Here is a 19,251-nt window from a genome sequence, read left to right on the forward strand (position 1 = left end):
ATCTTCAGTGACCCGCTGGCGGAGAATCGAAGGTTTAACTGGCAGGCAGACGGGCTTTTTCGGCCTCGAGGTCCTGCTGAATGCCATCACGAACATCCTGAGGAATCTTCAGCGCGTCGCCCAGGGCGGAGAGATAGCTGCGCTCCATAAAGTGGTCGACGTCGATAGCGGCACAACTCAGGAAATAAAGCTCCAGCGCCTCCTCTTCATTTTTCACATCAGCCGCCAGCCACTGCGGATCCAGTGGGCGATTCATCGCTTTCTGAATCAGCAGCTCTGCATCCTGACCATAACCGGATTGATGAATGTTCTGCTCAATCGCGGCTCGCTCCTGATCGTCGATATGCCCGTCACTTTTAGCAGCAAACACCAGCGCAGTGACCAGGCGCTCAGCGCGCAGGTCAACGGGCGTCTGTGCCACACCAAAGTCAGGCTCATTCTGGTGCGCTTCGCTAACCCGCTGCTTGTATTTGTTCCACAGTACCGCGCCTGCTGCCGCACCCCCTCCCACAATCAGGGCTTTGCCGCCATATTTGGTCAGCAGTTTGCGCGACGACTTACTGGAGATCAGCATCGCAGCCAGACCGCCCAGCGCGCCGGGTGCCAGCATGTCACTTAAGCCACCGCCCTGTTTGCTCTCACCGCTCTTCTTTGTCAGCACCGACTGAATCTGTTGCAACCAGTTATTCATCGTTCACTCCTTTCAGGATGTCAGCCGTTATCCTGACCAAAAGGATGTCAGGAAACGTCAGAGCGGGAAAAGTACGGCAAAAAGCGGTGTCACATGGATGGAAGATGAGAACGCAAACGTTTTCGTTTATACTTGCGCGCGAATTTTGACTGCTTAGGGGAATGTATGACAACTCTCGGAACAGCACTGCGTCCGGCGGCGACGCGTGTAATGCTATTGGGTTCAGGTGAACTGGGTAAAGAGGTGGCGCTGGAGTGTCAGCGTCTGGGGGTGGAAGTGATCGCGGTTGATCGTTACGCCGATGCCCCGGCGATGCATGTCGCCCATCGCAGCCATGTGATTAACATGCTGGATGGCGCGGCCCTGGCTGCGCTGATAGCGGAAGAGCAGCCGGATTTTGTGGTACCGGAAATTGAAGCCATCGCCACGGATACCCTGGTTGAACTGGAGCAGCAAGGCCAGCGCGTGGTTCCGACTGCCCGTGCCGCACGCCTGACGATGAACCGCGAAGGCATTCGTCGCCTGGCGGCTGAAGAGTTGTCACTGCCAACTTCCTGTTATCGCTTTGCCGACAGCAAGGCGCGCTTCGACGAAGCCGCTGCAGAGATTGGCTTTCCCTGCATTGTGAAGCCGGTGATGAGTTCATCGGGTAAAGGCCAGAGCTTTATCCGCGACGCCAGCCAGCTTGATAAAGCCTGGGACTACGCACAACAGGGCGGTCGCGCCGGAGCCGGTCGCGTCATTGTGGAAGGCGTCGTCAACTTCGATTTTGAGATCACCCTGCTCACTATCAGCGCCGTCGATGGCATTCACTTCTGCGCACCGATTGGTCATCGTCAGGAAGATGGCGATTACCGTGAATCATGGCAGCCGCAGCAGATGAGTGAGCTGGCGCTGCAGCGGGCACAGGATGTTGCCGCAGAGGTCGTTAAGGCGCTTGGCGGCTATGGTCTGTTTGGCGTTGAGCTGTTTGTCTGCGGAGATGAGGTGGTGTTCAGTGAAGTATCACCGCGCCCACACGACACCGGCATGGTGACGCTGATCTCGCAGGATCTGTCTGAGTTTGCGCTGCACGTGCGGGCGTTTCTGGGTCTGCCTGTTGGCGGGATTCGTCAGTATGGTCCATCTGCTTCCGCTGTTATCCTGCCGCAACTGACCAGCCAGAACGTACAGTTTGTGAATGTCGAAGCAGCACTGGGTGCAGGGCTGCAACTGCGACTGTTCGGCAAGCCGGAGATCAGCGGTCAGCGTCGTCTTGGTGTGGCGCTCGCCAGCGGTGATAGCACCGAACAGGCGATTGCGCGTGCGGTTGCCAGCGCAGCCGCGGTCACGGTTCAGGGTTGACGTTATGCGGTGAGCAAATGCTCACCGCCATTACTTACTTCGCGCCTTCCACAGCTTCGCGTGCCAGGCGGGTAATGCGATCCCAGTCGCCCGCTTCCAGCGCATCGTTAGGCACAAGCCATGAACCCCCGATGCAGAGCACGCTTTTCAGCGCCAGATAGTCACGATAGTTGGCCGGGGAGATACCGCCGGTCGGACAGAAACGCACCTGCGGGAAAGGTCCGCCAATCGCCTGCAGCGCTTTAACGCCACCATTCGCTTCTGCCGGGAAGAACTTAAACTCGCGCAGACCGTAGTCCATACCCGTCATTAACTCAGAAACGGTGCTGATACCCGGAATCAACGGAACCGGCCCGTCAACCGCCGCTTTCAACAGCGATTCGGTGACGCCGGGGCTGATAACAAACTGCGCACCGGCATCGGTCACTTCCTGTAGCTGCTGCGGGTTAATTACGGTTCCCGCACCAACGATCGCATCCGGCACTTCTTTGATCATCGCCCGTAAGGCATCCATCGCCACCGGTGTGCGCAGCGTCACTTCCAGCACTCTGACACCGCCCGCCACCAGTGCTTTCGCCATCGGCACCGCGTGTTCGAGTTTGTTCACCACGATGACCGGCACCACAGGTCCGGTGGTCAGAATCTGTTCAGCACTCGTTTTCCAGTTTTTCATCAGTTCCCCTTGCTTGATAACACCGGGATTATGACCCGGTCATGGAGCATCGGCTCCTGCCCTGTAAATTGCGTCACTACCATACATGATCCGCTTCCTGAGCGTCTATCACCCTGCGACCATTTTGAAACAGCAGTTCAATTTTATCTGCATGCTCTGGCCCGGTTTAACGGCGAAAAAAAAGCCCGCGTTGCGGGCTTTATCATCACTTTAGTTATTCAAATTCGTTCCACGACCGGCCATCGCGGGTGATCATCGCGACCGAAGCCACCGGACCCCAGGTGCCCGCCTGATACGGTTTGGAGGAATCGCCATCCGCAGCCCATGCTTCGATAATAGAATCGACATAGGTCCATGCGGCTTCCACTTCATCACGGCGCACAAACAGCGCCTGGATACCGCGCATGCTCTCCAGCAGAAGACGCTCATAAGCATCAGCGAGGTGCGACTGGTTAAATGTCTCGGAGTAACTCAGATCGAGCTTGGTGGTCTGCAGTTTGTGCTTGTGATCGAGGCCTGGCACTTTATTCAGGATCTCGATATCCACACCTTCGTCCGGCTGCAGACGAATCGTCAGCTTGTTCTGTGGCAGTTCTGAGTAGGAATCCTTAAACAGGTTCATCTCAGGGTTTTTGAAGTAAACCACAACTTCAGAGCACTTGGTCGGTAAGCGCTTACCGGTACGCAGGTAGAACGGCACGCCTGCCCAGCGCCAGTTATCGATATCGACACGAATCGCCACGAACGTCTCTGTTGCGCTCGTTTTATTGGCACCCTCTTCTTCCAGGTAGCCCGGCACTTTTTTGCCCTGCACAAAGCCAGCAGTGTACTGACCGCGTACGGTTTTCTCACGTACGTTGGTCTGATCGATGCGGCGCAGCGAGCGCAGCACTTTCACTTTTTCGTCACGGATGCTGTCGGCGCTGAGATCGGACGGCGGCGACATCGCAATCATGGTCAGAATCTGCAACAAATGGTTCTGGATCATGTCGCGCATCTGGCCCGCTTTATCGAAGTAACCCCAGCGGCCTTCAATGCCCACTTCTTCGGCCACGGTGATCTGCACATGGTCGATGGTGCGGTTATCCCAGTTGTTGACGAAGATGGAGTTAGCAAAGCGCAACGCCAGCAGGTTAAGCACGGTCTCTTTGCCGAGATAGTGGTCAATACGGAACACCTGGCTCTCTTCAAAGTATTCGCCAACGCTGTCGTTGATCTCCTGAGAGGTTTCCAGTGAGGTGCCCAGCGGCTTCTCCATTACCACGCGCGCCGGTTTGGCATTCAGCTTCGCCGTGCCCAGGCCCTGACAGATCGCGCCAAAGGTGCTGGGTGGCATCGCAAAATAGTTGATGGTGGTGCGGTTTTTCTGATCCAGCATCTTGCCCAGTTTCGGGAAGTGCGTGGTGTCATTAACATCGAGGTTGCAGAAGTCGAGACGGTTGCTGAGTTTATCCCACAGCGCTTCGTCAATCTTCTCCTTCATGAAGGTTTCCAGCGCTTCACGTACCACTTTGGTGTATTCCGCTTTATCCCACTCAGCACGGCCGACACCAATAATGCGGGTTTCTTCATGGATCTGACCCGCTTTCTCTAACTGGTACAGTGAAGGCAACAGTTTACGGCGTGCAAGATCGCCTTTGGCACCGAAAATCACCAGATCGCATGCCTGGGCTATTTGTGTTACCGCCATTTTCCTCTCCTCGTTGCAGGATAATCCGGTGGTGATGCATCTTCTGCCACCGGGTCCAGGTTATTATTTTCTTTCAGCACAATGTACTTTTTTCCCTGCGCCAGGTAAACCGACTCGCCGGGTCAACCGCATTAACTCTGTACCGGATGTGCTAAACACGTGTGATGACACGTGCGGATTGCCGTTTTTTTCTGTTTCTGTTGGTGTCAGGAAAATCTGGCACCGGTCAAAGTATCCCAAAAAAAAGAGCAATCAACTTGTCAGCCGTTGCGCTTGCCAGGTGCTGGCGCGATATAGTCTCTGTTAATCGGCTCCTGCGACAGTGATAATTGAAATGATAAAAGTGATTATGGTCATCAGCTTATGAATATGCTGGAAAAAATTGAGGCGCAGTATGCAGCGCTGAGCAAAGCGGAAATGAAAGTCGCCCGGCAGATTCTGGCTGAACCGCAGGCGGCGATGCACTCCAGCATCGCAACACTCGCCGGCATTGCCGGCGTCAGTGAACCCACCGTGAACCGCTTTTGCCACCGACTGGGTGCACGGGGCTTTCCCGACTTTAAACTGCATTTGGCGCAGAGCCTAGTGAAGGGCAGCAACTGGGTCAGCCGGGGCGTTGAAGACGACGACACAGCAGAGAACTACAGCCACAAAATCTTCGACTCAGCGCTTGCAGGACTGCAGCGGGTGCGCGATCAGCTGAACAGCGCGCATCTGCAACAGGCGGTAACCCTGCTCGCGCAGGCCGATAAACTCGCCTTTTTCGGGCTCGGTGCGTCCGCTGTAGTGGCGCATGACGCTTTCACCAAATTTCTGCGTTTTAATCTGCCGGTCATCTGGTCGGACGATATTGTGATCCAGCGCATGAGTTGCATAAATAGTCGAGCCGGTGACGTATTTGTTCTTATTTCGCATACTGGACGCACAAAAAATATGGTAGAACTGGCTCGCCTGGCCCGTGTAAACGGTTCCACCGTTATTGCCATCACCTCTCCCGATTCACCCCTTGCTCATGAAGCAGCGATAGCTTTAGTGCTTGATGTACCGGAAGATACTGATGTCTATTTGCCGATGGTGTCGCGCCTGGCGCAGTTGACCGTGATTGATGTGCTGGCGACTGGTTTTACTCTGGAACGGGGTGCGCCCTTCCGGGAAAACCTGAAACGCGTGAAAGAGGCGTTGAAAGCGTCGCGTTACGAAAAGAACACCCTTCGGGAAAAGGATGATCAGCAAAAAAATTAACATCACATTTACAATGTGAGTCGTATCACAACCCATCGATCATATAGAATAGATAACCTTGCTGTGTCCACTGTCCATGACACGCTTAAATGTTTACGGAGTCCTCGATGTCAAGACGTCTCAGAAGAACCAAAATCGTTACAACCCTCGGCCCGGCTACCGATCGTGATAATAACCTGGAAAAAATCATCGCTGCCGGCGCGAACGTTGTACGACTCAACTTCTCTCACGGCACGCCAGAAGACCACCAGCTGCGTGCTGATAAAGTGCGCGAAATCGCGGCAAAACTGGGTCGCCATGTGGCTATCCTCGGTGACCTTCAGGGCCCAAAAATTCGCGTTTCAACCTTCAAAGAAGGCAAAGTTTTCCTGAATATCGGCGACCGTTTCCTGCTGGATGCCAATCTGGGTAAAGGCGAAGGCGATAAAGAGCGTGTCGGAATCGACTACAAAGGCCTGCCTGCAGATGTGGTGCCAGGCGATATTCTGCTGCTGGATGATGGTCGCGTGCAGCTGAAAGTGCTGGAAGTTCAGGAGATGAAAGTGTTCACCGAAGTTACTGTCGGTGGCCCACTGTCGAACAACAAAGGCATTAACAAGCTGGGCGGCGGCCTGTCGGCTGAAGCGCTGACCGAAAAAGATAAAGCGGATATCATCACCGCCGCTAAAATCCGTGTTGATTACCTGGCTGTCTCCTTCCCCCGCTGTGGTGAAGATATGAACCTGGCACGTCGCCTGGCGCGTGAAGCCGGTTGTGACGCCAAACTGGTGGCTAAAGTGGAACGTGCCGAAGCGGTTGCCAGCCAGGAAGCGATGGATGACATCATTCTGGCCTCTGACGTGGTGATGGTTGCGCGTGGCGACCTGGGCGTTGAGATTGGCGATCCGGAACTGGTCGGCATTCAGAAAGCGTTAATTCGCCGTGCCCGCCAGCTTAACCGCACTATCATTACCGCGACCCAGATGATGGAGTCGATGATCACTAACCCGATGCCGACCCGTGCAGAAGTTATGGACGTGGCAAACGCCGTGCTGGATGGTACCGATGCCGTGATGCTGTCTGCGGAAACCGCCGCAGGTCAGTATCCGGCTGAAACCGTTTCAGCGATGGCGAAGGTCTGCCTGGGTGCAGAGAAGATTCCAAGCGTTAACGTCTCCAAACACCGTCTGGATGTGCAGTTCGACAACGTCGAAGAAGCGATCGCTATGTCTTCTATGTATGCTGCGAACCATCTGCAGGGCGTGACCGCCATCATCACCATGACCGAGTCTGGCCGTACGCCGCTGATGACCTCGCGTATCACTTCAGGCCTGCCGATTTTTGCGATGTCGCGCCATGAACGCACCCTGAACCTTACCGCACTCTATCGCGGTGTCACGCCGGTGTTCTTCGACAGCAACAACGACGGCGTCGCTGCTGCACACGACGCGGTTAACCTGCTGCGTGATAAAGGCTTCCTGGTCTCCGGCGATCTGGTCATCGTGACGCAGGGTGATGTGATGGGCGCCACCGGCACCACCAACACCACCCGTGTGCTTCGCGTGGATTAATTGAGTCTGGGTTGACATTGTCGGTGTAGAATCAATGACGCGACTGCCAGGCAGTCGCGTTTTCTTTTCTGACAAGGAGGCAAGATGCCCCGTTTCCAGCCTATCAGCCAGCTTACCGGCCGAATTTTACTTTTTCCTCTGGCGTTAGTGCTATTCGAGTTTGCTACCTATATTGCTCACGACATGATCCAGCCTGGTATGCTGATCGTCACCAGTGAGTTCTCTGTTGGCCCTGAGTGGGTCTCTACTTCGCTAACCGCCTACCTGATTGGTGGTGTAGTGCTGCAATGGCTGCTGGGTCCGCTCTCTGATAAGTTTGGCCGGCGACCGGTGATGCTGTCTGGCATCCTGTTTTTTGCTGTCGCCTGCATGCTGACGCACTGGGTCAGCTCGATTGAGGAATTTGTCAGCCTGCGCTTCATTCAGGGCATCAGCCTCTGCTTTATCGGTGCAGTTGGCTATGCCGCGATCCAGGAAGCCTTTGATGAGGCGCTGGCGGTGCGGATGATGGCGCTGATGGCTAACGTAGCGTTACTGGCTCCGCTGGCAGGCCCACTGGCTGGTGCCGCCTGGCTCACTGTTGGCAGCTGGCGCAGCATGTTCTGGCTGTTTGCCGCCTGCAGCCTGGTCGCTTTTGTGGTGCTGTGGCGTGTGATGCCCGAAACTGCAGGCGACCGCAGTCATTCTATCGCCCTGCCCAATCTGGCGCGCAACTATGGCCGGTTAATGAAAGACCGTCTGGTGGTGTCTGGCTCTTTTGCGATCGGGCTGGTGTTTATTCCAATCCTCACCTGGGTTGCCCTTTCGCCGGTGATCCTGATGCATGATGAAGGTCTGTCACGCATGCAGTACGCCCTGCTGCAGCTGCCGGTGTTTCTGGCGATGATCGCCGGTAACCTGACGCTGAGTAAGGTGGCGGGACGGGTGCCGATTGAACAGCCGGTGAAGTTCGCCGCCTGGCCCATTCTGATTGGCCTGAGTCTTGCGCTGGCCGCAAGCCTGCTCAACAGTCATAGTTATCTGCTGATTACCGCCGGCCTGAGTCTCTACGCTTTTGGTGCCGGAATGGTAAATGCCGGGCTGTATCGCCTGACGCTTTACGCCAGTAATGAAGGTAAAGGTAGCGTAGCCGCGATGCTGGGTATGATCAGTATTCTGACGCTGGCGGTGGGAATTGAACTGGCGAAAAGTGGCTATTTCAGTGGCGGCACGCTGTGGTTCTGTCTGATTAACTTTATCAGCGGCGTGCTGTGGTTTGGGCTGGTTATTCTGTTTATGCGTGAGCGTAAACGCCGCAGCCGGCTCGAGGCGTTATAACAAGCTGCGCTGTCGTTTTTCTCAGACGGCGACCCTGGCCAAAGCGATGGAGCATAGGCCTAGTGCAAAGCATGCTCCGTAGCGCAAACTTCATGATCAAAAAAGGCCGCGAGAGCGGCCTTTTTCTATTTGCGCGGATAAAGCTCTTTGCGCGAATAAGGTTCGATGTCACCCTCTTTGCGGGTTTTCAGCAGCTTGAGGATCCAGGTGTACTGCTCGGGATGCGGACGGACAAACACTTCCACCTCTTCATTCATCCGGCGCGCCAGCTGACGATCATCTGCTTCCAGCAGGTCATCCATCGGTGGACGCACATAAATCTCAAGCTTGTGCGTGTCGCTGTTATAAACCGGGAACAGTGGCACCACGCGGGCACGACACACCTTCATCAGTCGACCGACTGCAGGCAATGTTGCTTTGTACGTGGCAAAGAAATCGACGAACTCGCTGTGCTCCGGGCCATGATCCTGATCGGGCAGATAGTAGCCCCAGTACCCCTGCCGAATCGAACTGATAAACGGCTTAATCCCGTCATTGCGGGCATGCAACCGGCCTCCATAACGGCGACGTGCCGTATTCCAGGCATAATCCATCAGCGGGTCGCTCTGATTATGGAACATCGCCGCCATCTTCTGCCCTTCTGACGCCAGCAACATCGCGGGGATATCCACCGCCCAGCCGTGTGGCACCAGGAAAATCACATTCTGCTGGTCAGCCATCATCTGATCGATAATGTCACGGCCGTGCCACTCAACACGCTCACGGATACTCGCCGGATCGCGCAGCACCAGCTCGGTCATCATTGCCATTGCCTGCGGTGCGGTCGCAAACATCTCATCGACCAGCGTTGCCCGCTGCGCTTCACTCAGTTCCGGCAGACAATAATAGAGGTTAATCAGTGCACGGCGACGTGCACCCTTTGCCAGCTTACCAGCAAAACGGCCTAAACGGCCCAGCAGCGGATCGCGCACTTTCGGCGGTAAATAAGCCAGACCCGCCAGCGCACCAATTGCCAGCCAGCTGCCCCAGTACTTAGGTTTGAGAAAAGAACGTTCAAAAACGGGAATAAATTCAGTGTTATTTTTTTTACGGGTTTCCATGCACTCGCCTCAAGCAATGACCGGCTTATGATAGTGACGACCTGAAAATTTGCAATCATCCTGCGCCAGATAGCAAAAAACCGACGGAGATGCCGTCGGTTTTTGTGCGATTTGACGAAATTCGCTTACTTCAGACCCAGCTGAGGCAACCAGGCTTTCACCTGCGCCATATAATCACTGCGATCTTTGCCGGTCAGACCTTCCATGCGCGGCAGTTTCGCCGTTAATGGGTTAACCGCCTGATTGTTGATCCAGATTTCGAAATGCAGATGCGGGCCGGTAGAGCGTCCGGTATTACCTGACAGCCCGATACGGTCGCCACGCTTCACTTTCTCACCGGTTTTCACCAGCACTTTCTTCATGTGCATATAGCGGGTCATATACTGACGGCCATGACGGATAGCTACATAGTTACCCGCAGCGCCGCCGTTCTTCGCCACGACAACCTCACCATCCCCGACTGCCAGCACGGGCGTACCGATTGGCAGCGCAAAGTCGACGCCTTTATGCGGCGCAATGCGACCGGTCACCGGATTAAGACGACGCGGATTAAAGTTCGATGAGACACGATACTGCTTAACCGTCGGGAAACGCATAAAGCCGCGCGCCAGACCGGAGCCGTTGCGATCGTAGAACTTGCCATCTTCAGCGCGGAAGGCGTAATAGTCTTTCCCGCCGCTACGCAGGCGCACACCCAGCAACTGGCTCTGTGCACTCTTACCCTCCAGCATTTCGCGTGACATCAGAACGCTGAACTGGTCTCCCGCACGCAGTTTGCGGAAGTCCATCTGCCACTGCATCGCTTTAATGACGGCGCTGGCTTCGGCACTGCTCAATCCCGCCCGCATGGCGCTGGCGGCAAAACTGCCGCGCACTTCACCCTGCATTACGCTGTTGCGCCATTCACCCTTCTGCATCTCCGCTTCCATCTTAAAGCCACCCGATGGGGTGCGCTCATAGGTGCGGGTTTCGCGGCGGGAAATTTCCCAGCTCAGGGTTTTCAGGCCGCCATCATCATCCAGCGTCCAGCTCAGTTGCTGACCCACCTGCAGATTACGCAGATCCCGGTCGCTTACCACCAGCGCGTTAATGTCGCTGATGTCGATGCCATACTGATTCAGTGCGCTGCTCAGGGTATCGCCGGATGAGACGGTGTAGTCGTGAACCCCAGCCGTTTCCGGCGCGTCGGTGTCCACATCGTCCGCTGGCAGCTCTTCGTCCGGTTCCGGTGTGCTTTGATCGATCGGCTCACTGGCTTCCGGCAACAGCGTGCGGAGGGTGTTCTTATCCAGCTCAATGTTTTTAACGATGGGCGTCACATCATCCGTGGGATGATAAACGTAAGGCCGCCAGACAGCGACGGCCAGAGTGACGACAGTTAACGATCCCAGCATTACGCGGTGGGGGCGCGGCAAATTATTAAATGCGAGGGCGACAGAGCGGGCTATCTGCTGCACTTTTACCTATTCCTCATGCTCCATTCAGGCAGCTTTCATACTGGCTCGACAGTTGTGAGAGGAATTTCACATAGCTGTCTTTGGCTAAGCTGATGTCTGTGCCCAGAGGATCGAGTGTGCCTTTACGCACCTGCGTTCCACGGGAGACAGCATCGATGACTGCTGGCCTGAATTGTGGCTCAGCAAAGACGCAGACCGCCTTTTGCTCAACCAACTGTGTTCGTATCTGGTGTAAACGCTGAGCGCCCGGTTGAATTTCAGGATTGACGGTAAAGTGCCCGGTGGGCGAAAGACCGTAGTGCTTTTCAAAGTACGTGTAAGCGTCGTGAAAAACGAAATATCCTTTATTTTTAACCGGAGCAAGTTGTGCGCTAACGCGTTTGTCCGTGTCCGCCAAAGCTACCTCAAACTGCTGGAGGTTGGCGTCAAGTTTGGCTTTATCTTGCGGCATAAGTTCCAATAATTTTCCATGGATTGCAACCGCGGTTTTGCGCGCAATCTCTGGCGACAACCACAGGTGCATATTAAACTCGCCGTGATGATGGTGATGAGCATCTGCGTCCTGATCTTCGGATTTTTCCGCTGCATGTTCCTCTTCATCTTCACCACCGCTAATCAATAACGGTTTTACCCCGTCGATGTTCACCATGGCGAGGTTTTTTTGGGTTGGAAGTTCGGCTGCAGATTTCGCCATAAAGGCTTCCATTTCAGGCCCGACCCAGACAACTAAGTCCGCGTTTTTTAAGCGTTTTGCATCAGAAGGTCGCAGGGAGTAATCGTGTTCAGATGCCCCGTCCGGCAGCAGCACTTCTACCGGCGTGACGCCATCGGCGATGGCCGCAGCGATAAAACCTACCGGTTTGAGTGAAGCCACGACATTTGCCTGGGCAGGAAGGGTTAATAAAGCTGAAACAGTTAAAGCCCCTAAGGCGAAAATTGCGCCCTTTTTATTGTGTAACATATTGCGTCATTCCATCGTGACCATGAGGTGGAATGTGATATTATAACATTCGAAATTCTGTGCAACCTGTAAATACTATGACCCCACTTGTCACACTCGATAACGTTTCGATAAAGTTTAACCAGCGCAATGTGCTGTCTGGCGTCAGCCTGACCCTGCAGCCTGGTCGCATCCTCACTCTGCTGGGTCCCAACGGTGCCGGTAAATCAACACTGGTGCGTGTGGTGCTTGGCCTGCTTGCCCCGACGTCCGGTTCCGTTCAGCGTGATCCCGGCCTGCGTATTGGTTATGTCCCTCAGAAGCTGCACATCGATCCTACTCTGCCGGTAACAGTAGAGCGTTTTATGCGCCTGACGCGTGGCAGTAAAAACGCGGAGATTCTGCCGGCCCTGAAACGGGTGCAGGCGGGCCACCTGCTTCATTCGCCGCTGCAAAAACTGTCGGGTGGGGAAACTCAGCGTGTGCTGCTGGCCCGCGCGCTGCTGAATCAGCCTCAGCTGCTGGTGCTTGATGAGCCAACGCAGGGTGTGGATGTGAACGGTCAGGTTGCGCTGTATGACCTTATTAATCAGTTACGCGTGGAACTGAACTGCGCCGTGATGATGGTCTCCCACGATCTGCATCTGGTCATGGCAAAAACTGACGAAGTGCTGTGCCTTAACCACCACATCTGCTGTTCCGGTACCCCGGAAGCGGTCTCGCAACATCCGGAATTCATCGCGATGTTTGGCCCGCGTGGCGCAGAAGAGCTGGCGATTTACCGTCATCATCATAATCACCGTCACGACCTTCAGGGACGTATCGTTTTACGCAAAGGACAGGGTTCATCATGATTGAGTTGCTATTACCGGGCTGGATAGGCGGTGTGATGTTAGCGCTGGCTGCCGGTCCGCTGGGTTCGTTTGTGGTCTGGCGCAAGATGTCCTATTTCGGCGATACCCTGGCGCACGCCTCTCTGCTCGGGGTGGCATTTGGCCTGCTGTTAAATGTGAATCCTTACTATGCGGTGATTCTGGTCACTGTCTGCCTGGCGCTAGGCCTGGTCTGGCTGGAGCGTCGTCCGCATCTGGCTATTGATACCCTGCTGGGCATTATGGCGCACAGTGCGCTGTCGCTGGGTCTGGTGGTGGTCAGCCTGATGAAGAACGTGCGCGTCGATCTGATGGCGTATCTGTTTGGCGACCTGCTGGCGGTCACACCCGACGATCTCTGGATGATGGGTGGCGGCGTGGTGATCGTGCTGCTGGTGATGGCGTGGCAGTGGCGGTCGTTGCTGTCGATGACCATCAGCCCGGAGCTGGCGCAGGTCGATGGCGTCAATATCCAGCGTACCCGGTTGGTTCTGATGCTGGTCACGGCGCTGACAATTGGGGTAGCGATGAAGTTTGTCGGTGCGCTGATCATCACCTCACTGCTGATTATCCCGGCGGCGACCGCACGCCGTTTCGTGCGCTCACCGGAAGGCATGGCGGGCGTCGCGGTGGTCATCGGTGTGATTGCCGTCACCGGCGGTCTGACCTTCTCCGCGTTCTACGACACGCCTGCCGGGCCGTCGGTTGTGCTCTGCGCTGCCATCCTGTTTATCTTCAGCATGGTACGCAAACCGGCCATGTAGTTACTCTTCGCGCGTCATACCGAAGTGACGATAAGCATGCTGCGTGGCCATCCGGCCACGTGGTGTGCGCTGAATGAAGCCCTGCTGAATCAGGAAGGGTTCAATCACATCTTCAATGGTTTCCCGCTCTTCACCAATGGCAGCAGCCAGGTTGTCCAGCCCCACCGGCCCACCCATAAATTTGTCGATGATCGCCAGCAGCAGTTTACGGTCCATATAATCGAACCCTTCGCTGTCAACGTTAAGCATATCCAGCGCGCTGCAGGAGACTTCACCGCTGAGATCACCGTTTGCCCGCACTTCTGCGAAGTCACGAACGCGACGCAGCAGGCGGTTGGCGATACGCGGTGTGCCGCGTGCGCGACGGGCGATCTCTAATGCCCCTTCATCACTCAGCGCCAGGCCCAGACAGGCGGCACTGCGACCCACGATATGCTGCAGATCTTTAACCTGATAGAACTCCAGACGCTGCACAATGCCAAAACGGTCGCGCAGCGGCGAGGTCAGCGAGCCAGCACGCGTGGTGGCACCAATCAGCGTAAACGGCGGCAGATCGAGTTTGATTGAACGCGCAGCCGGGCCTTCACCAATCATGATATCCAGCTGATAATCTTCCATCGCCGGGTAGAGTATCTCTTCCACTACTGGTGAGAGGCGATGGATTTCATCGATAAACAGGACGTCATGGGGCTCAAGGTTGGTCAGCATCGCCGCCAGATCGCCCGCCTTCTCCAGCACCGGACCGGATGTGGTGCGCAGATTGACGCCCATCTCATTGGCCACGATGTTGGCCAGAGTGGTTTTACCCAGCCCTGGTGGACCGAAGATCAACAGATGATCGAGCGCATCGCCGCGCAGTTGCGCTGCCTTGATGAATATTTCCATCTGCTCACGCACCTGCGGCTGACCGACATATTCGGTCAGCATCTTCGGGCGAATCGCGCGGTCAATAACCTCTTCTTCGCTGATACTGGCAGCGGAGATCAGGCGGTCGGCTTCTATCATGACTTACCTCAAATGGCGGCGCGTAGCGCTTCGCGGATCAGGGTTTCGCAATCCGCATCCGGTCGACCGACTTTACTGATCATACGGCTCGCTTCCTGCGGTTTATAACCCAGTGAAACCAGCGCTGCAACCGCTTCGGATTCCGCATCATTGGTTTCCGGCTCGGCGCTCGGCGTGGTGAGCGTAAACGCAGAATCGCCGCCAAACAGGTCGCCGTGCATCCCTTTGAAGCGGTCCTTCATCTCGACCACCAGTCGCTCAGCCGTCTTCTTGCCCACACCGGGCAGTTTAACGAGTGATGCGATCTCTTCTTTCTCGACGGCAGTCACAAACTGCTGCGCCGACATGCCGGAGAGGATCGCCAGCGCCAGCTTGGGCCCGACGCCATTCACTTTAATCAGTTCGCGAAACAGCGCGCGCTCCTGCTTGCTGTTAAAACCAAACAGCAACTGCGCATCTTCACGCACCACAAAATGGGTAAAAATCACCGCTTCGTGCTGAAGTTCAGGCAACTCATAAAAACAGGTCATGGGCATGTAAATTTCATAGCCGACGCCGTGTGCCTCAAGCAGCACCAGTGGCGGCTGCTTTTCCAGAATATTGCCCCGTAAACGACCTATCACCTGAATGCTTCCTTAACTAAAGAATGTGGCGGATTTTATAACATAAAAAAGGCTGGATGAATATCCAGCCTGAGAGTGAGACCTGAGCGATAAGCGCTAACCTGAGCGCAATCGTCCGCGCGTCAGCACCAGCTTGCTGTCACTCATGCGCGCCGCGTTTTGGGCCACGTGACAATGAGTGATGGCTATCGCCAGGGCATCGGCGGCATCCGCCTGCGGGTTTGCGGGCAGCTTCAGCAGGGTTCGCACCATGTGCTGCACCTGACTTTTCTCGGCGCTGCCGATGCCAACCACGGTCTGTTTCACCTGACGGGCGGCATACTCAAACACCGGCAGATCGTGGTTAACCGCGGCAACAATGGCGGCACCGCGCGCCTGGCCGAGCTTCAGCGCCGAGTCGGCATTCTTCGCCATAAACACCTGTTCAATGGCGAAGAAATCGGGTGAAAACTGCGTGATGATTTCGCAGACGCCCGCATAAATAAGCTTCAGACGGGCGGGCAACTCGGTGGTATTGGTGCGGATACAGCCGCTGCCCAGATAGGTGAGCTGGCGGCCAGTCTGACGAATAACACCATAACCGGTGATGCGTGAGCCGGGATCAATTCCCAGGATAATCGACATTACGCCTCTCCGGTTAACAGGGCGGCAGACGCCATTACAGCGTTTCCGCCACCTCGTCGGAGATCTCACCGTTGTGATAAACCTCCTGCACATCGTCGCAATCTTCCAGCATGTCGATCAGACGCAGCAGTTTTGGTGCGGTTTCCGCATCCATTTCGGCTTTGGTCGTCGGGATCATCGCCACTTCTGCGGTATCCGCTTTCAGACCAAGTGCTTCCAGTGCATCACGCACCGTGCCCATCTCTTCCCATGCGGTGAAAACATCAATCGCGCCGTCGTCATAGGTGACAACGTCTTCGCCGCCCGCTTCCAGGGCCGCTTCCATTACCGCATCTTCATCCTGACCTGGCGCAAAAGAGATCACGCCTTTCTTGTTGAACAGGTAAGCCACGGATCCGTCAGTACCCAGGTTGCCACCGGTTTTGGTAAAGGCGTGACGCACTTCACCCACGGTACGGTTACGATTGTCACTGAGGCATTCAATCATGATGGCTGAACCGCCTGGACCATAACCTTCATAAATGATGGTTTCCATGTTGGCGTTGTCATCGCCGCCCACACCGCGCGCGATAGCGCGATCCATGGTGTCGCGGGTCATGTTGTTCGCCAGCGCTTTATCCATCGCGGCACGCAGACGCGGGTTTGAGCCCGGATCACCACCGCCCAGCTTGGCCGCTGTCACCAGTTCACGAATGATTTTGGTGAAGATTTTGCCGCGCTTAGCATCCTGCGCCGCCTTACGGTGTTTGGTGTTTGCCCACTTACTGTGTCCTGCCATTTTAACGTTTCTCCGATCTTTTACAGGGTGCAGGCTATCCTGGCTGCGAGCCTGTTTACCGTCGGTGCTTACACCGTTTTTAAAAACCCGTGTACCCGCTTTGGGCGAGCATCGCGCATGATCATCACGTACAACAGTATGCTGATGACTTCACGCGGGTGGTAAACAACGTCGCAGCGTAGATGATGCCTGGCTGTTCAATATATTGGTGAAGTCCTGTTAAAACTCACCAGATTCATAAAATTTAATCTATCCGCCGCCGGAATACCGGGCGATGGCGAGCATTCAGATAAATTCTTCAATTGCCTGGCGGTTACTCCATGATCGGGTTAATGCTGCAGCGTCAGCAGGTGCCAGCCAGCGAAACGCCAGATGCTCCGTGAGCGTCACATCGCGCTCTTCCGGCAGTTGCAGGCGAAACCAGTGCTCGTGATTATGGGTGACATCAGGCGCATAGCGATGGCGGAAATGGGGAAAGATTTCAAAGTCGATTTGACGATGACAATCCTCCACCTCCAGCTGCTCAGTCAGCACGTCAATGCCGACCTCCTCATTCACTTCACGACACGCGGTCGCCAGCGGTGACTCCCCCGTTTCCAGGCTGCCGGTAACCGACTGCCAGAATGAGGGATCGTCACGCCGCTGCAGCATCAACACCCGGCCAGTATCGCGCGCCGAAATAACCACCAGCACTGAAACCGGGTGTTTATAGCCCATTATTTAATCTCAGGCTTTTCTTTTTTAATGACCTGAATGCCCAGTTCCAGCAGAGAAGCCGGGTTCGCTTCGCTTGGCGCTTCGGTCATCATGCAGGCTGCCGCCGTGGTTTTCGGGAACGCAATAACGTCACGAATGTTGTCGGTGCCGGTCAGCAGCATGGTCAGGCGATCCAGACCAAACGCCAGGCCCGCATGCGGTGGTGTACCGAATTTAAGCGCATCCAGCAGGAAGCCAAACTTCTCGCGCTGCTCGTGCTCTTCAATACCCAGAATGCTGAACACCGTCTGCTGCATTTTGCCGTTGTGGATACGCACTGAACCGCCGCCCACTTCATAACCGTTGATCACCATGTCGTAGGCATTCGCCACGGCACGGGTTGGATCCGCAGCCAGCTCTTCTGCGCTCATCTCTTTTGGTGCAGTGAACGGATGGTGCATCGCAGCCAGACCGCCTTCCTCGTCCTCTTCGAACATCGGGAAGTCGATCACCCACAGCGGTGCCCAGGCTTTTTCATCGGTGATGTTCAGCTCGCGACCCACTTTCAGGCGCAGCGCACCCAGTGCATCCGCGACCACCTTGGCGCGATCGGCGCCAAAGAAGATGATGTCGCCATCCTGTGCGCCGGTGCGGCTCAGAATGCCTTCAACGATTTCTGCATTCAGGAACTTGGCAACCGGACTCTGCACGCCCTCCAGGCCGTCCGCGCGGACGTTGACTTTCATCCACGCCAGGCCTTTCGCGCCGTAAATTTCTACGAACTTGCCATATTCATCAATCTGCTTACGGCTCAGCTGCGCACCGGTTGGCACACGCAGTGCCGCAACACGGCCTTTTTCGTCGTTAGCCGGGCCAGAGAAGACCTGGAACTCCACATTTTTCAGCAGGTCACCCACGTCCACCAGCTCCATCGGGTTACGCAGATCCGGCTTATCAGAACCGTAACGATGCATCGCTTCCGCAAAGGTCATCTGCGGGAACTCGCCGAGATCAACGCCCTGCACGTCCTGCCACAGATTGCGGATTAAACGCTCCATAATTTCACGCACCTGCGGCGCGGTCATAAAGGAGGTTTCAACGTCGATCTGGGTAAATTCGGGCTGACGATCGGCGCGTAAATCTTCATCGCGGAAGCATTTAACGATCTGATAGTAGCGGTCAAAACCTGACATCATCAGCAGCTGTTTGAACAGCTGCGGTGACTGCGGCAGCGCGTAGAACTTGCCTTTATGAACCCGGCTTGGCACCAGATAGTCACGCGCGCCTTCTGGCGTCGCTTTGGTCAGCATCGGGGTTTCGATATCCAGGAACCCTTCGTCATCCATAAAGCGGCGAACAAAGCTGGTGATTTTCGCGCGGGTTTTCAGACGCGTCACCATCTCAGGACGACGCAGATCCAGATAGCGGTATTTCAGGCGCGCTTCTTCGCTGTTGGTCTGATTAGAGTCCAGCGGCAGTGGCTCAGAGCGGTTGATGATGGTCAGCGCCTGGGCAAACACTTCGACTTCGCCGGTCGCCATGTCGCTGTTTTTATTCTTCTCATCACGCGCACGCACGGTGCCGGTGATCTGGATGCAGAATTCGTTACGCAGTTCAGAAGCCAGCTTAAATGCGTCCTGACGATCGGGATCGAAAAACACCTGCACGATGCCTTCACGGTCGCGCATGTCGATAAAAATCAAACTGCCCAGATCGCGACGGCGATTTACCCAGCCGCAAAGCGTGACTTGCTGACCTACATGAGACAGATTGAGCTGTCCGCAATATTCTGTACGCATAACACTATCCTTTTAACTTCGCCGCTGCAGCTGACAGCATCCGGCCGCGTTACCTGTTGCGATGCTGTCGCAAAAATGGCGGTCAT

At 55.5% G+C, this 19,251-nt stretch carries 18 protein-coding genes; 6 read left to right on the forward strand and 12 right to left on the reverse strand.

Annotated features, from left to right (window positions below; translation table 11 throughout):
- Positions 1-34: 34 nt before the first annotated feature.
- Positions 35-691, reverse strand: a complete 657-nt coding sequence (locus AC6I77_RS10915; protein WP_187513137.1) for a tellurite resistance TerB family protein — start codon at positions 689-691, stop codon at positions 35-37.
- A gap of 165 nt (positions 692-856) precedes the next feature.
- Here AC6I77_RS10915 and purT point away from each other — a divergent pair, with 165 nt between their 5' ends.
- Positions 857-2,035, forward strand: a complete 1,179-nt coding sequence (gene purT, locus AC6I77_RS10920) for a formate-dependent phosphoribosylglycinamide formyltransferase (RefSeq protein WP_033761624.1) — start codon at positions 857-859, stop codon at positions 2,033-2,035.
- Between the two features lie 34 nt (positions 2,036-2,069).
- Here purT and AC6I77_RS10925 read toward each other — a convergent pair whose 3' ends face one another.
- A complete protein-coding gene (locus AC6I77_RS10925) occupies positions 2,070-2,708 on the reverse strand; it encodes a bifunctional 4-hydroxy-2-oxoglutarate aldolase/2-dehydro-3-deoxy-phosphogluconate aldolase (RefSeq protein WP_008925358.1) in 639 nt (212 codons plus the stop codon).
- A gap of 214 nt (positions 2,709-2,922) precedes the next feature.
- Positions 2,923-4,398 carry a glucose-6-phosphate dehydrogenase gene (zwf, locus tag AC6I77_RS10930; RefSeq protein WP_003849222.1) on the reverse strand — a complete coding sequence of 492 codons (1,476 nt, stop codon included), beginning with the start codon at positions 4,396-4,398 and terminating at the stop codon, positions 2,923-2,925.
- Positions 4,399-4,761: 363 nt separating this feature from the next.
- Here zwf and AC6I77_RS10935 point away from each other — a divergent pair, with 363 nt between their 5' ends.
- The 3 genes from AC6I77_RS10935 to AC6I77_RS10945 all read left to right on the forward strand — a co-directional run bounded on the left by AC6I77_RS10935 (position 4,762) and on the right by AC6I77_RS10945 (position 8,507).
- Positions 4,762-5,640 carry a MurR/RpiR family transcriptional regulator gene (locus AC6I77_RS10935; RefSeq protein WP_003849221.1) on the forward strand — a complete coding sequence of 293 codons (879 nt, stop codon included), beginning with the start codon at positions 4,762-4,764 and terminating at the stop codon, positions 5,638-5,640.
- Positions 5,641-5,747: 107 nt separating this feature from the next.
- The gene (pyk, locus tag AC6I77_RS10940; protein ID WP_003849220.1) at positions 5,748-7,190 is read left to right on the forward strand and encodes a pyruvate kinase; all 1,443 of its coding nucleotides are present in this window, start codon (positions 5,748-5,750) and stop codon (positions 7,188-7,190) included.
- An 84-nt stretch (positions 7,191-7,274) separates the two neighbouring features.
- The gene (locus AC6I77_RS10945) at positions 7,275-8,507 is read left to right on the forward strand and encodes an MFS transporter (protein ID WP_497816928.1); all 1,233 of its coding nucleotides are present in this window, start codon (positions 7,275-7,277) and stop codon (positions 8,505-8,507) included.
- A gap of 125 nt (positions 8,508-8,632) precedes the next feature.
- On the opposite strand, the gene lpxM is transcribed toward AC6I77_RS10945, so the two are convergent.
- The 3 genes from lpxM to znuA form a co-directional block, all read right to left on the reverse strand.
- Entirely contained in the window at positions 8,633-9,607 is a 975-nt protein-coding gene (lpxM, locus tag AC6I77_RS10950; RefSeq protein ID WP_008925360.1) for a lauroyl-Kdo(2)-lipid IV(A) myristoyltransferase, read from the reverse strand.
- Positions 9,608-9,732: 125 nt separating this feature from the next.
- Complete coding sequence (gene mepM / locus AC6I77_RS10955; protein WP_286863186.1) at positions 9,733-11,064, reverse strand: murein DD-endopeptidase MepM; 1,332 nt, start codon at positions 11,062-11,064, stop codon at positions 9,733-9,735.
- Between the two features lie 13 nt (positions 11,065-11,077).
- Complete coding sequence (znuA, locus tag AC6I77_RS10960; protein ID WP_286863184.1) at positions 11,078-12,025, reverse strand: zinc ABC transporter substrate-binding protein ZnuA; 948 nt, start codon at positions 12,023-12,025, stop codon at positions 11,078-11,080.
- Between the two features lie 77 nt (positions 12,026-12,102).
- Between znuA and znuC the strand changes: the two genes are divergently transcribed.
- On the forward strand, positions 12,103-12,858 hold the full coding sequence (znuC, locus tag AC6I77_RS10965) for a zinc ABC transporter ATP-binding protein ZnuC (protein ID WP_003849212.1): 756 nt from the start codon (positions 12,103-12,105) through the stop codon (positions 12,856-12,858).
- Positions 12,855-13,640, forward strand: coding sequence for a zinc ABC transporter permease subunit ZnuB (znuB, locus tag AC6I77_RS10970; protein WP_003849211.1), 786 nt, complete (start codon positions 12,855-12,857; stop codon positions 13,638-13,640). Before znuC ends, znuB begins: the two co-directional genes overlap by 4 nt.
- Here znuB and ruvB read toward each other — a convergent pair whose 3' ends face one another.
- The 6 genes from ruvB to aspS all read right to left on the reverse strand — a co-directional run bounded on the left by ruvB (position 13,641) and on the right by aspS (position 19,165).
- A complete protein-coding gene (gene ruvB / locus AC6I77_RS10975) occupies positions 13,641-14,645 on the reverse strand; it encodes a Holliday junction branch migration DNA helicase RuvB (RefSeq protein ID WP_003849208.1) in 1,005 nt (334 codons plus the stop codon). It lies immediately after the preceding gene.
- Between the two features lie 8 nt (positions 14,646-14,653).
- The gene (ruvA, locus tag AC6I77_RS10980; RefSeq protein ID WP_003849207.1) at positions 14,654-15,268 is read right to left on the reverse strand and encodes a Holliday junction branch migration protein RuvA; all 615 of its coding nucleotides are present in this window, start codon (positions 15,266-15,268) and stop codon (positions 14,654-14,656) included.
- A gap of 96 nt (positions 15,269-15,364) precedes the next feature.
- Positions 15,365-15,892: a crossover junction endodeoxyribonuclease RuvC gene (gene ruvC, locus AC6I77_RS10985; protein ID WP_003849205.1), complete on the reverse strand. Its 528-nt coding sequence runs from the start codon at positions 15,890-15,892 to the stop codon at positions 15,365-15,367.
- Positions 15,893-15,926: 34 nt separating this feature from the next.
- Positions 15,927-16,670: a YebC/PmpR family DNA-binding transcriptional regulator gene (locus AC6I77_RS10990; RefSeq protein WP_003849201.1), complete on the reverse strand. Its 744-nt coding sequence runs from the start codon at positions 16,668-16,670 to the stop codon at positions 15,927-15,929.
- Positions 16,671-16,955: 285 nt separating this feature from the next.
- Positions 16,956-17,387, reverse strand: coding sequence for a dihydroneopterin triphosphate diphosphatase (gene nudB / locus AC6I77_RS10995; protein ID WP_003849197.1), 432 nt, complete (start codon positions 17,385-17,387; stop codon positions 16,956-16,958).
- Entirely contained in the window at positions 17,387-19,165 is a 1,779-nt protein-coding gene (gene aspS / locus AC6I77_RS11000) for an aspartate--tRNA ligase (protein ID WP_008925362.1), read from the reverse strand. The genes nudB and aspS overlap by 1 nt, the downstream gene beginning before the upstream one ends.
- Positions 19,166-19,251 lie beyond the last annotated feature (86 nt).

This window comes from Pantoea sp. X-Soil-ISGK-259, from assembly GCF_059730705.1.

What these genes read in the sequence shown, in the direction of transcription:
- AC6I77_RS10915 (WP_187513137.1), bottom strand. Translation starts at nt 691, where the DNA reads ATGAATAACTGGTTGCAACAGATTCAGTCGGTGCTGACAAAGAAGAGC.
- purT (WP_033761624.1), top strand. Translation starts at nt 857, where the DNA reads ATGACAACTCTCGGAACAGCACTGCGTCCGGCGGCGACGCGTGTAATG.
- AC6I77_RS10925 (WP_008925358.1), bottom strand. Translation starts at nt 2,708, where the DNA reads ATGAAAAACTGGAAAACGAGTGCTGAACAGATTCTGACCACCGGACCT.
- zwf (WP_003849222.1), bottom strand. Translation starts at nt 4,398, where the DNA reads ATGGCGGTAACACAAATAGCCCAGGCATGCGATCTGGTGATTTTCGGT.
- AC6I77_RS10935 (WP_003849221.1), top strand. Translation starts at nt 4,762, where the DNA reads ATGAATATGCTGGAAAAAATTGAGGCGCAGTATGCAGCGCTGAGCAAA.
- pyk (WP_003849220.1), top strand. Translation starts at nt 5,748, where the DNA reads ATGTCAAGACGTCTCAGAAGAACCAAAATCGTTACAACCCTCGGCCCG.
- AC6I77_RS10945 (WP_497816928.1), top strand. Translation starts at nt 7,275, where the DNA reads ATGCCCCGTTTCCAGCCTATCAGCCAGCTTACCGGCCGAATTTTACTT.
- lpxM (WP_008925360.1), bottom strand. Translation starts at nt 9,607, where the DNA reads ATGGAAACCCGTAAAAAAAATAACACTGAATTTATTCCCGTTTTTGAA.
- znuA (WP_286863184.1), bottom strand. Translation starts at nt 12,025, where the DNA reads ATGTTACACAATAAAAAGGGCGCAATTTTCGCCTTAGGGGCTTTAACT.
- znuC (WP_003849212.1), top strand. Translation starts at nt 12,103, where the DNA reads ATGACCCCACTTGTCACACTCGATAACGTTTCGATAAAGTTTAACCAG.
- znuB (WP_003849211.1), top strand. Translation starts at nt 12,855, where the DNA reads ATGATTGAGTTGCTATTACCGGGCTGGATAGGCGGTGTGATGTTAGCG.
- ruvB (WP_003849208.1), bottom strand. Translation starts at nt 14,645, where the DNA reads ATGATAGAAGCCGACCGCCTGATCTCCGCTGCCAGTATCAGCGAAGAA.
- ruvC (WP_003849205.1), bottom strand. Translation starts at nt 15,892, where the DNA reads ATGTCGATTATCCTGGGAATTGATCCCGGCTCACGCATCACCGGTTAT.
- AC6I77_RS10990 (WP_003849201.1), bottom strand. Translation starts at nt 16,670, where the DNA reads ATGGCAGGACACAGTAAGTGGGCAAACACCAAACACCGTAAGGCGGCG.
- nudB (WP_003849197.1), bottom strand. Translation starts at nt 17,387, where the DNA reads ATGGGCTATAAACACCCGGTTTCAGTGCTGGTGGTTATTTCGGCGCGC.
- aspS (WP_008925362.1), bottom strand. Translation starts at nt 19,165, where the DNA reads ATGCGTACAGAATATTGCGGACAGCTCAATCTGTCTCATGTAGGTCAG.